We start from the raw sequence: 12,613 nt of genomic DNA, 5'->3' as shown, positions 1-12,613 counted from the left end.
TTTGTACTTTTTAACTTTCAGCAAGATTCTCTATGAGTAGGCCTGTTGTTTTTCCTGAATTGTCCCGGCGTCATTCCTGTCATTTTTTTAAAGAATTTTGAAAAGTTGGAAGGGTCATAGGTAAACATTCTTGCAATTTCCGCAATGGAAGCATCTGAATCTGCGATCATCGCTTTGGCCTTATCAATAATTTTTCCGTCATAAAAATAACAAGGGTGCTGTCCTGTCTCTTTTTTTATAGTATCCGTAAGGTGCTTGTGGGAAACAGCAAGTTTGCCTGCAATTTCATTAAGCTCCAAAAATTCGGGAACAGTTCCGGTTATCACCTCATGAATATGTTTTTCAAGAAAATTAAAATACTGCCTGGTGATTTCTTCACTTCTTTTCATTTTTCATCAATATTTATAGAAAGATTTTAATCTATAAAATTAAAGATAAGGATAAAAAAAACATGGTGAACTTTTCGGCACATGGAAAGAGACTGCTAATAAAAACTGTCTTTAAAAGCCTGAACAGAATTTTTAACTTTCAGTTTTTCAAGAATATTCTGACGGTGCCTGCTTACTGTATTGATGCTTATTGATAAAAAACCTGCTATTTCCTTACTGGCATATCCTTCTCCTACATATTTCAAAATTTCCAGCTCTCTTTTTGAAAGGATATTCTGGTAATTCAGCTTATCTTTTACAACAATTTCCCCTTTAGCCATATTGATTATCATAAAAGCTGAATCCGAAGACAATGCCCCCTCCAGAGCCATCTGATAAAGACACAGTGCAAATCTCAGCTTTCCGTTATCGGGTGAATAAATGTAGAACATACGGTGCTTTACGAGTCTGTATTCGTCATTTTCATCTTTCATCCGTATTGTTGAAAGAACGGAATAATCTGCTCTTAGCTCCGGATCCATAGCATCCATCATTTCATAAAATCTCAGTTCATGGATGTATTTTTTGACCCTGTCATCCGGATGGATCTTTTTAATAATCTCTTCTTCCCAGATGGAATCGATTTCTGATGGATTTTCTTTCATACTTAAACCCAATTCAATAGCCGCTTTGGATTTGTACACATAGCTTTTATCGGCCTGCATATCGCTTAGAACAGAGACTGCACCTTCCATCTGTGCATACATCCATGCTCTCTGCCTGTACACTTCAGTCTCAAGCTTACATTTCCGGGATGATTGATCCAAAAGTCTGCTGTTCAGTTTTTCTATGATTTCCATAAATGGTTATTTATCAGTATTGATGCAGTGTGGGTTAAACTATACTTTTGCTAAAATAATAATTTACCACCATTAAAAAGGATGAAGAGACTGATTTTAAGTTTATGTACAGTTTTTATGGTTCAGAAAACCTTTGCACAAACTTTGGAAAAAATGAACTGGTTTAATGAACCGGAGCAATGGGAAATCAAAAACAACAGACTGTCTATGACCGTTACTCCCCAAAGTGATTACTGGAGAATCTCTCACTATGGATTTACGGTAGATGACGCCCCTTTTTATTATACAACCTATGGAGGTGAGTTTGAGGCAAAAGTGAAGATCAGCGGGAATTATAAAGCCAGATTCGACCAGATGGGGCTTATGCTGAGAACGGATAAAGAGAATTATATCAAGGCAGGCATAGAATTCGTAGACGGAAAATATAACCTGAGTACTGTGGTTACTCATGGAACAAGTGACTGGAGCGTTATCGCACTGGACAAAACCCCTTCTGCAGTATGGATTAAGGCGGTTAGAAGGCTTGATGCGGTGGAAATATTTTATTCTTTTGATGATCAGAATTATATTATGATGCGTAATGCTTATCTGCAGGACAATACACCTGTAATGGTAGGCTTAATGGCTGCCTGCCCAGATGGGAATGGCTTTACAGCTATTTTCGACAGCTTCAAGGTAAAACATCTTCCTGACCAGCGCAGGCTAAAATGGCTCGAAAACAATAAATAGCGGTTGAATTTACATTCAATATACAGTCAATTTTTATTCACCTCCCTTTCCGGGAGGTTTTGTTTTATGGAGGAAAAAATATATAATTCTTAACATGGCTTCTGTTTTACAGGATAAATTTCATATCAAAATCTACCTCTTTATAATGATTAATGCATACAAAATCACTAATTTTACAGCTCAAACCAAAATTTGTTTTATTACAAGACACAAAACACGAAAATGTTGAATGAAAAATGTATTCAGTTATTCCCCGCTTAAAAAACTTCGGCTTATCTAATAATTAATATTAATCATTTTCCGCACTAATCAAACGGAAAGCATAGATCATTGATATATTTATGAAAGCCCGGACATTGTTTTTTGTAATTTTGTTTCCGAACATTTACAAACAGCGTCATCTTTTTGCGTTTTATAATATTAGCAACGGATTTCTACAAAAAAGTGCAAGAACCGCTGTTAAGCTATGTCATGATCTCCTGCCAGACTTTAACAAAAAACTAACTACAATAACCGCCGATACGGGAAAAGAAATGTCTATTGAAAAGATGAGTGACTATATCAGCCTGCCTAACCATCCAGAGTTTGAAAATCCTGATTTTAAAAGGAAAACCCCTGGAGCCGGCTATTCATCGTTTCACATCAAATTCAGGCAAAACCGTCCCGAAAAAACTATCGCTGAAACAACTCTTATTAAAACCTATTTATATGAATGAAAGAATCTTAATTGCTGATGATCACTATGTAGTAAGAGCAGGAACTGCTTTGGTACTAGAGTCTGTTTATCCAAAAACCAACATAGATTTTGCAGAGAATTATGACCAGGTAAAGGAACATATATCCAATCATGATTATGATCTTCTCCTTCTTGATATTGACATGCCGGGAACACAGTACAAGAAAATGGTTTCTGAGCTTAAAGGTATTCAGAAAAACCTGAAAATCCTTGTCTTTTCAGGACATGGTAAAGATGTAGCCATACAGTATATCCGGGAAGGTGCGGAAGGCTATCTTAATAAGCAGAGCAGCAAAGAGGAGATCAGAGAAGCAGTAAGATCTGTCATTCAGAAAGGATATTATTACCCAAGTGAACTGATCGGACTTATCGTTCAGAACAAAAAAAGCAATCCCTCAGAAAAGCTATCTACCCGGGAATATGAAATTTTTCAACTGCTGGCTAAAGGATCAGGAAATCTGGAAATCGGAAATAAGCTGGACATCCAGATGTCTACCGTGAGCACTTATAAAAAAAGGATCTTTAAAAAACTGAATGTTTCCAATATTGCAGAACTGATCAAGGTGTACGAAACGATGCATTAAGAAAGACTATCCCGTAAAATAACCGAACGATAATAACCTGTTTAATAAGTATTGACTAAGGTATTTTCACAATTAAAAAATATAAGGTAATTTGCCGGACTCAAGTTTTTGATAAAAAGTACGGTATAGTAAATATATAGCATGGATTTAACTGAAAAGGCGAATAAAGGAAGCCAACGTTTCCGGTATATAAAGCTTTGTATTTTCTTTTCAGGGCTTTCTGTCTTTGCCCAGCTTTATCTTTTTCAGCCCATACTTCCCACCGTCTCTGAATATTTCAGAACAACTGCCGGCGACAGCTCTCTGCTGGTATCTTCTTCCACTATCGGAATGGCTCTCGGACTGCTGTTTTTTGCTTTTAAGGCAGACAGTTATTCCAGGAAGGGACTGATGACTTTTTCACTGGTTTCTTCTGCAGTCCTTACTATCATCTCAGCATGGATGCCGAGTCTCAGCCTACTTATCGCAACGGGTATTTTAAAAGGTTTTGTAATATCCGGCGTTTCTGCAATAGCTCTCGCCTATCTTACTGAAGAAGTGAATGCTTCTGTGGTTGGGCCTGCCATCAGCATGTATCTTAGCGGTAATACCATCGGGGGAATGAGTGGAAGAATAATGGCTACCATCCTGGCAGGCGAACTGGGCTGGCGGAATGCTGTTCTTATTATAGGTATAGAAAGCCTGATACTGGGCCTTATTTTCTGGAATTTTTTTCCGGAATCCAGGTTTTTTAATCCTCAGAAAACGGATTACTCCCTGAAAATAAAGCAAATGAAAAGATTTCTAACGGATTCTTATATGCTGCGTTTGTATTGTATTGCCGCGCTGCTGATGGGCTCATTTGTCAGTGTATACAATTATTTATCTTTCAGGCTGGAAGCTGCTCCTTTTTCTTTAAGCCACTTTGTAATTGCCTTTATATTTTTAATGTACATTTTCGGGGTATTCGGGACAATGATCACGAGCAGGCTTTCCAAAAGGTACAGCAACCAACTTATATTGAAAGCTTCAGTTTTGTTTATGCTAGCAGGCACTGCACTGCTGATGTCGGGAAGTATTTATATGATCATTTTCGGTCTTGGATTGTTCACCCTTTCTTTTTTTGCGGCACACACTATGGCCAGCCAGATGACTGCGCTTGATGCGAAGCAGGGAAAGTCTTCCGCAACCTCTATTTACTGGCTTTTTTATTACTTCGGATCCAGTATTCTCGGAACAGGAACAGGATATATCCTCCATGCAGGCTCATGGAATATTTTTATTCTTTTGCTCCTTTTTTCTGTGGGAATTTCTTTTTTACTTGCTGCAAAGAACAAAAATTAGAATTGTTAAATGTCTTTAATAAAAAACAGATACCACATAGATACCACGCTAAATTCTTTCAAATTCATTAATTTAACAAAATAGATGGATAATTTTAACATAAAATTAATTATTGATGCCAAAAATCAATAAAATATCCAAAACTTTATAAATATTACCGACATGCTGGGCATAGTATTTGCAATTAATTAAGAACTATCACACCTTTCTAAACTCACAATATTATGAATGCAGCAGATCTTAAAATTAAAAACTTAGTTGAATACAAAAACCAAATTTACACCATCACTGAAATATTTCAGGGTGCAAGTCAAGATTACTTTGTAAAAATAGAAAACGACATCCAAAGTATTTCGGTGCCGGCAGATTCTATCAAACCAATTCAGATAACGGAAGAATGGCTTGAAAAACTTGGCTTTCTACGGACGTACAGCTCAGAACAAAGAATCCGGTACGAAAGACCTGAAACATTTATTAAATACGATATTGACCTGAGTTCAAAAAAGATCCTGGAGGGGCTGAAAATATACGGCAATTCCATCAGATGCAAGTATATTCATGAGTTTCAGAATATCTTTTCGTGTCTTTTCGGAAAAGAGCCTTCAACTTCTAATTATGGACTATTGAAGACCGAGTCCTAGTTATTATTCTTGTTTATTATTTATAAAGAAACCGCTGCAAAAACAGCGGTTTTAATTTTTATATAGCCTGTACTTTTTTCGTATCCTACTTTTGTATCTGCTGATCCAATTGGCTTTGAAGCTTTTTAATCCTGGCATTTTCACGCTGCTGTTTTCGGAAGTCCCAGGGAGAAACTGCTTTTTTATCCTGCCACAGTCCCACTCCTTTAATTTTTGCTGTTTCCTGCATTTTTCCAAGGTCTGCATTTTTAGAATAGGAATAATACCACCATCCGTATCCGGCCTTTATAATCTCTGCTGACAGATATTTACCATTATCATAATATACTTTCGCTACCGAACGCCCATAACGGTCTTTATCGGTTTCTGTAAAAGTGATCTGCCTGGCAAAAACCTGATCGGATGTAAACTTTTTGGCATTTTTACCGAACGGCTGCCTGTTTTCGGGGCAATCTACTTCTGCCAGCCGGAGCTTTTTCTGTACATTTCCATCCAATAGAACAGTAATCGTATCTCCGTCTGAAACTCCAACTACCTTAGCCGTTGTCTGTGAGAAAAATAAAAAGGGAAAACATAATAATGCGGGAAGAATTATTCTCATCGTGCGAAATTATGTATTTATTTCGAAAACCCGCGGCCAGCCTGTTTTTTTTATTCAATTTCTCTTCAAAAAAATAAGGTCATGAGTCCTGAAATAAAAAAGGAGGCTGCTGCCTCCTCTTTCTGCATAAAATGATCCAAAGATCAGATTGACTTCTTTATATTGATTTGTGTTTTTAAAATAATTTTTTTTCCAAGAAGTTCTTTTAAGATCATCTATACACTTATATTTTTTCATCATTTGTGTATTGTAAAATTCATCATTTATAGTCAATCGGGAAATATTTTCAATGAATACACCTTTTTTATTTGATTAATTTCACTGTGACAAAGTAACAACATTATAAGATAAAGTTTCTCATAACCCGAATCGATATATGTCGATAACGACTAAGATATTTATCACAGGAAAACTTTAAAAGAACGACTGTTATCGGGAATGGCCAGGTAAATTTTTACCAATAAAGAAGGAGGCTTTAGCCTCCCTTTTTATTGTACAAATGATCTACAAAGACCAAGTTAACTTCTCTATATTAATTTGTGTTTTTTTAATAATTTTATTTCAAGAAGCTACTTTTTAAGATCATGTATACACTTATATTAATCTCATCATGTTGTGTGTTATAAAATTAACCATCCGGAATAAAAACCAAAAAATATTTCCAATGAGTACAACTCTTTCAGCCGGTTAATTTTATTGAAACAAAGTAACAATATTATATGATAAGGTTCCTCATGAATTGCATCGATATATGTCGATAAGGATATAGATATTTATCCATTAATCAAGACAATTAAGTCAGTTCATTTAATAAATTCTATTCTAAATTATCAAAAACATGAACAGTTTTAAACAGTATTTTAAAATAAAAAAGGAGGCTAAAGCCTCCCCTTTTTTCCTGTATAAATATGACCTACAAAGACCAAGTTAACTTCTCTATATTAATTTGTGTTTTTTTATAATTTGCTTTCGAGAAGCTCTTTTGAGATCATGCATACACTTATATTTATCTCATCATTTTTGTGTGTTATAAAATTAATCAATTCAGATCCTGAGTCTCTTTCATTTGATTTATTTTATTGAGACAAAGTAACAACATTATATGATAAGCTTCTTAACAAATCACGTCGATATATATCGATAACACTATAGATATTTATCGAAAAAATGCTTCAAATTAAAAAAAATAAAGATTTAGAAACTCTATATTTTGTGATGAGTATTGATCAGATCGATCAGCTCGACAAGGTTTTCAATTTTCAGTTTATCAAAAATATTTTTCTTGATCGTACTTACGGTGTTTTGCTTGATATCCAGGTTATTGGCAATCTCCAGATTTCCGTATCCTTCTGCATACATTTCTGCAATCTGCAGCTCTCTTTTAGTTAAACGGCTGAGAGGATTAATTAAATCCGGATTCTGAACCAGCTGCAACATTAAGTTCCGTGAAACTGGAGAAAAATATTCGCCTTTGTGTACAATATCTGAAATTGCCTGTCTGATTTCTGTCTCTTCACTCAATTTACTTACGTACCCACTGGCACCGGCCTTGATGAATTTAAGCACGTGCAGTTCTTCCTCAAGACCTGTGAAAACCAATATTTTAATATCAGGATTGGCTATTTTCATCAGGGGTATAATATGCAGGCTGTTCCCGTCAGGAAAATGAGCATCGATGACGGCTATTTCTACTCCGTTTGCTTTTATCATTTCCACAATCTGCTGTGAAGAAGAGGTTTGATAGATTTTAGAATTAGGAACAACTTCATCGATCAGGATCGCTATTCCCTGACGTACGATGCTATGATCATCCGCTAAAAGAAATACGATCTCATTATTTTCAATTTGTTCTTCCATTATTATTTATTTAAATTTAAATTAATTCTGAATGTTACTTTTGTTCCTTTATGGAGCTTGCTCGAAACAGAGATGTCCCCGTTGAAAAGCTCTATAATTTCTTTACACAGGTTCAGTCCCAATCCTGCTCCAAAATTATCTATCTTATCAGAAATCATGCCTTGATAATACGGTTCAAAGATTTTTTCAAGATCAGACTCGGAAATCCCTACCCCTGTATCCCCTACCGTAGTAATGAGAGAAATATTATTTTCATCTATTTTTTCAGTAGCTATGGTAAGATCAATCTGTCCGTTTTCTGTAAACTTATTGGCATTTCCCAGAATATTCATAAATATCTGGTTGATTTTGATATAGTCTGAATTGACCATCAGATTTTCAGGGATCCTGTCGGTTACCAGGAACTTATTATTTCTTGTTTCTATATAAGGCGTAATGGCTTTGACAATAGAATTAATTTCATCTTTAAGATTAAAAACTGTCTTGACAAGCTTCTTTTCTGTTTCCTGGTTTTTTGTGTACTCCAGAATCTGGGTAGACTGTATGAGCAGGGTGTTGTTTGTAAATTTTATTGATTTAAGGTAATCTTTTGTGGTCTCATCTGCTGTGGTCCTGTTGATTTTATCAATAAAAATATTGACGATCTTCAGAGGTGACATCAGTTCATGGCTCAGCATACCAAGAATTCTGTTCTTGAAGTTAAGACTCTTTTTAATCTCTTTATTTGCCGCATTGAGTTTCATTTCATAAATGAATGCAATTCTGGTTAAATACATGATCAGGATGGACACCACAAACATCAGGATCATCAGTCCAAGGACAAGATAAGTTCTGATTCTGTTGTTATTGGAGCTCTGTTCATTGTATTCTTTTTCCAGTTCAGATTTAAAATCTTTAATGGCTTTTTCGTAAACATTAATCAGCCTGTTACTGTAAACCAACAGCTTAGTAAAATTGCCGTAGAACTTTATACTTTCCCGCTGGTTCTCAGCCATGAATTTCTGATTCTGAGCGCTGGAGAGCTGGATTTTTTTAACTTCAGTCGTATAATACCTATTCATGGATTTTGCCAGGCTATCCATTCTTAATTTTACTTTCGAAAGATTAGCTGGTTTTTTATTGGTCATGGTAATAACGGTACTCTCCTTCTGAACATTTACCTTACCTGATATAGCATCTCTCAGACGACCCATGAGCCCCTTCTTTTTGATCGTATCAGAATAGGTCTGCGTCTGTATATTCAGATCTTCAAAATTATCATTATTCTTATAGCTTTCCAACTCATACTGCTGATCCTGAACTGCCTGTACAGGTGGTTTCGAGGAGGTCTGGTATACAGAATCTATAATGGTTTTCAGCTTGACAATTTTTACAGTATCTTTTTTTTGCTGGGCAAGCCTGTTTTTCAATCCGGGATTTATGTTGCCATAATCGTTTATTTTTTCGAAGTTGTTATTGAGCTTCCTAAGTGACTGGAAATATAACTGCAAGTCTTTATCATCCTGGCTGATCATGTATTTCTGAAGATAATTCTGCGCATCCATGAAATCCTTTCTCGAGTTATCAGTCAATCCTCCCAATACTCTGCTTTCCTCCAGTTGACTTTTGATAAACTTGAGTTTCTTTTCATTTACAAATTCATTATAAAAGAATATAGCTATAATAACCTGTATCAATAGTATACATACGATCAATGAGTAATGAACAATTTTCCTCAGTTTAAAATTTAAAAATTTATATTTCATATCTGCTTCTCAGCTAAATTTAATTTTCTGATTATTTAAGTTTTCCGGGTATTAGTTTTTTAACGGTATAATACTATGCCAAAGTCTTAGGCCTTATAGCATTTTATTTTGTTACAAAGTTAAAGTAATTTTTGTCTATTTATATGAGTAAAATATCTGTTGAATACAGGGGATTCATTTACTTAAAATTACAAAAAATTAAGAAAACTTCAGGATTACACTCAGTATAAGTATTTTTTTCTGTCCAAACATAGATATTGAAAATAATAATTGTTAGTTTTTCCTAAGTTCATAATTTCCTTTTAATAAAAAATACACCATTTTTTTTGCTCTATACTAAAATTAAACAGGATTTTATCAGTTCTGAAACAAAGCACTATTCCATATTAAAAACCTGAAAATATATTAATTACATTTTATTACACTCCATTTTTTGAACCAACCCTGTATTTTCTTGTAAAAAAAACCAATAATTCTATGATCACGATCATATTTCAATATTTTGAGAATTAATATATTTACCATATACATAACAAAATTCAATTATACAGTATTAATCACACACATAATTGTATTATTTATTAAATATAAGACTAAAACTCAACAATAACAGATAAAAATAAAAAAAAATAACAGTCAAAAACCATCTATCGTGATATATACTTCTATTAGACATTATTTTACAGTTTTTTCTTAACCGAACTGATCTTTTGGTCATCAAAAGCAAAAGATCCGATCAATATCGGAACCTATTCTCAATGCCAGTTCAATTCTTAATACAAGCTCTACAACCAAAGGAATGCCGGCTCCAAGAATGTCCCGCTGAGCGGACAGCGGTAACATCTACTGCAGGCGGATTACTGGTATACAGCTCTACCTTAAAATATTTTTACTACTAATCTATACTAATCTATGGGCAGGCCAAATTTGGCCTGCCCATAGACATCAATACCACTTAAATAACCGGACTAGACAGTAAGAGTGAATGATCCGGAAAAATCCTGGTAATATTTTGAGTAGTAATAAATCTACCGGACGTTTAACTGTATTATCCTGTCATTAAGCATCCTTCAAAGGGTATTGCAGGTAAATAATCACCAGATTCAGGAGTAAAAAAGGAAGCTCAATAAGAACCCCCTTAAGATCCTTGTCCAGTAAATGAAGGCAAATGATGAGTAAAATACCTGCCGCCATCAGAAAGTTGCCCCAGACAAATGTTTTAGGAAACAAGATCAGCAGAGCTGCAATGACTGTGATACCACCGTTTATTGCCAACGCTGTTTTATTAAATCCCCATTTACCGAACATTTCCACCATTTCGGGTTTACCCGCAATCATTGCATATCCCTGTTTAAGGCCCATGCATACAGCGAAGAGAATCAGTATTGAATTAACTATCCTGATGATCATAATTTCATTTTTATAAGTTGAAGTGGATAACAGATTGATTTAAATCATACTATCCATTCCCGGTTATGTTTTAGGAGCCAATTTATCTTGTGGTATATCCTCCGTTGGCAAAAATAGTCTGCCCGGTGATCCACCATCCGTCAGTTACCAAAAATTCCACTAAAGGCGCAATATCCTTAATATCAGTAAGCCCGCCTAATGCTGCTGCAGATTTATGATAAGCTACAGCATCTGCAGTTTCCTGACCGTAAAAGAAAGGCGTATCCATAGGCCCTGGAGCTACAGCTGTCACAGAAATACCCCTGTCACCAAACTCTTTGGAAGCAGCTCTTGTAAAGTGCTCTACCGGTGCCTTGGCTCCAGCATACGTTGAATATAATCCTGTATATGCAGCCAGTAAAGAAGTAACAATAGTACAGATCTTACCATGGTCATTCACTTTTTTGCCGGCTTCCTGAAGGAAAAAATAGGCAGATTTTGAATTCACCCCGAACATGGTATCATATTCAGATTCAGTGGTTTCAACGAATGGCTTTTTCAGCACCATACCAACAGTATTAATGGCAATATCAATGCCTCCGAAAGTTTTTACAGCCTCATCAAAAAACTTTGTAATGTTTTCTACCTGGGTAAGGTCTCCCTGAAACAAGAATGCTTCAGCACCCAGAGCCTTTACTTCAGCCAAGGTTTTTTCGCTTTCCTCTTTTGAGCTTTCACTGTTATAATGAATGGCAAGCTTTGCTCCTTTTGCTGCAAAATCCCTGCTTAATAGTCCTCCAAGGTTTTTTCCACCTCCTGCTATAAGTACCACTTTTCCGTTTAAATCATTTCTTGACATGAGAATGTTTTTTTTAATTGTTTTAGTAGCACAAATATGAGGACTAAGTCATTTTAAATCATGGTGAACCTTTCGGAAGTTGTACGTAATTCCGAATTTCTTTTGTTTTGTTTAATAGCTGAACGCCTTCTGACCAAACAGATCAATAAGTCTGCCTGCTTAATTTTGATGGATCCATTTTACAATTCACCGGATAGTCATTTCAAATGGTAATTTGCCATTTTTTTAGCCTCCGAAAACAAAAAAAATGCTTCAAAATAATATTCTGCATCGTTTTATATGAATCTGTTTTCCGGATAAAAACCTTTTTACAATTCAACATCGCCCGTTATAATCTCACCGGAACGTTTGTAGTGGGCTATGATAACTCCTTTTGAGGTCACATGGCTCTCTGCCAGGACAAAGGCTGCCGGAAGAGCATTATTGTCAATCCATTTTTTTCCTTCACCAAGGATCAAAGGGTAAATTTTAAGCCGGATTTCATCCACAAGATCATGTTTCAACAACAGATGAACGAGCTCACTGCTGCCCCAGACCTGAATATCAGCTCCTTCAGTTTGCTTAAGCTGCTGTATATCTGCCAGACTTTTAAGGAAAACAGTATTTTTCCAATCTGATTTTTCCTTTGTTTGAGACAGTACATATTTGGTCCCTTCGTTAACGGCAGGCCAAAAATTGGCATGGTGCGGCCAGTAGGATTCAAAAATATCAAATGTTTTCCGGCCCAAAAGATAATCGGCAGGTTTCATTTCTTCCTGCATGATCTGACCAAAAATCTCATCTCCATACGATACTGTCCAGCCTCCATATTTAAAGTCTCCGGATGCATCTTCTTCAGGACCGCCTGGTGCCTGCATAACGCCATCCATTGTAATCATTGATAAAACGGTTATTTTTCTCATATTATCTGTTTTATTGATT

13 protein-coding genes are annotated in these 12,613 nt (G+C 35.5%); 5 read left to right on the top strand and 8 right to left on the bottom strand.

All coding sequences use genetic code 11. The features are described from left to right. Positions 1-17: 17 nt before the first annotated feature. On the bottom strand, positions 18-389 hold the full coding sequence (locus ACM40_RS16405) for a helix-turn-helix domain-containing protein (protein WP_048503885.1): 372 nt from the start codon (positions 387-389) through the stop codon (positions 18-20). A gap of 95 nt (positions 390-484) precedes the next feature. Beyond that, positions 485-1,228 carry a helix-turn-helix transcriptional regulator gene (locus ACM40_RS16400; protein ID WP_048503884.1) on the bottom strand — a complete coding sequence of 248 codons (744 nt, stop codon included), beginning with the start codon at positions 1,226-1,228 and terminating at the stop codon, positions 485-487. Between the two features lie 81 nt (positions 1,229-1,309). On the opposite strand from ACM40_RS16400, the gene ACM40_RS16395 reads away from it, so the two are divergent. The 5 genes from ACM40_RS16395 (at position 1,310) to ACM40_RS16375 (ending at position 5,241) form a co-directional block, all read left to right on the top strand. Next, positions 1,310-1,957, top strand: coding sequence for a DUF1349 domain-containing protein (locus ACM40_RS16395; RefSeq protein ID WP_048503883.1), 648 nt, complete (start codon positions 1,310-1,312; stop codon positions 1,955-1,957). A 548-nt stretch (positions 1,958-2,505) separates the two neighbouring features. Continuing rightward, positions 2,506-2,673: a hypothetical protein gene (locus ACM40_RS20650; RefSeq protein ID WP_165579319.1), complete on the top strand. Its 168-nt coding sequence runs from the start codon at positions 2,506-2,508 to the stop codon at positions 2,671-2,673. Continuing rightward, a complete protein-coding gene (locus ACM40_RS16385) occupies positions 2,666-3,277 on the top strand; it encodes a response regulator transcription factor (RefSeq protein WP_048503881.1) in 612 nt (203 codons plus the stop codon). The genes ACM40_RS20650 and ACM40_RS16385 overlap by 8 nt, the downstream gene beginning before the upstream one ends. Positions 3,278-3,418: 141 nt before the next feature. Beyond that, positions 3,419-4,600 (top strand): MFS transporter, encoded by a 1,182-nt coding sequence (locus tag ACM40_RS16380; RefSeq protein WP_048503880.1) that lies wholly within the window; start codon positions 3,419-3,421, stop codon positions 4,598-4,600. A gap of 224 nt (positions 4,601-4,824) precedes the next feature. Then, positions 4,825-5,241 (top strand): hypothetical protein, encoded by a 417-nt coding sequence (locus tag ACM40_RS16375; RefSeq protein WP_048503879.1) that lies wholly within the window; start codon positions 4,825-4,827, stop codon positions 5,239-5,241. Between the two features lie 85 nt (positions 5,242-5,326). On the opposite strand, the gene ACM40_RS16370 is transcribed toward ACM40_RS16375, so the two are convergent. From ACM40_RS16370 to ACM40_RS16340, 6 genes are all read right to left on the bottom strand, one after another. Beyond that, complete coding sequence (locus ACM40_RS16370; RefSeq protein ID WP_048503878.1) at positions 5,327-5,842, bottom strand: thermonuclease family protein; 516 nt, start codon at positions 5,840-5,842, stop codon at positions 5,327-5,329. A gap of 1,203 nt (positions 5,843-7,045) precedes the next feature. Next, positions 7,046-7,699, bottom strand: a complete 654-nt coding sequence (locus ACM40_RS16360) for a response regulator transcription factor (RefSeq protein WP_185097201.1) — start codon at positions 7,697-7,699, stop codon at positions 7,046-7,048. A gap of 2 nt (positions 7,700-7,701) precedes the next feature. Then, positions 7,702-9,444 carry a sensor histidine kinase gene (locus tag ACM40_RS16355; protein ID WP_048503876.1) on the bottom strand — a complete coding sequence of 581 codons (1,743 nt, stop codon included), beginning with the start codon at positions 9,442-9,444 and terminating at the stop codon, positions 7,702-7,704. 1,059 nt (positions 9,445-10,503) lie between these two features. Then, positions 10,504-10,854 (bottom strand): DoxX family protein, encoded by a 351-nt coding sequence (locus ACM40_RS16350; protein WP_048503875.1) that lies wholly within the window; start codon positions 10,852-10,854, stop codon positions 10,504-10,506. 82 nt (positions 10,855-10,936) lie between these two features. Next, positions 10,937-11,692 carry an SDR family oxidoreductase gene (locus tag ACM40_RS16345; protein WP_048503874.1) on the bottom strand — a complete coding sequence of 252 codons (756 nt, stop codon included), beginning with the start codon at positions 11,690-11,692 and terminating at the stop codon, positions 10,937-10,939. Between the two features lie 308 nt (positions 11,693-12,000). Beyond that, positions 12,001-12,594, bottom strand: a complete 594-nt coding sequence (locus ACM40_RS16340) for a dihydrofolate reductase family protein (RefSeq protein WP_048503873.1) — start codon at positions 12,592-12,594, stop codon at positions 12,001-12,003. Between the last annotated feature and the right edge of the window lie 19 nt (positions 12,595-12,613).

Source organism: Chryseobacterium sp. BLS98 (assembly GCF_001045445.1).
Classification (GTDB): domain Bacteria; phylum Bacteroidota; class Bacteroidia; order Flavobacteriales; family Weeksellaceae; genus Chryseobacterium.
The sequence above is the reverse complement of the archived record's forward strand: the minus strand, read 5'-3'. Positions and strand labels throughout refer to the sequence as shown.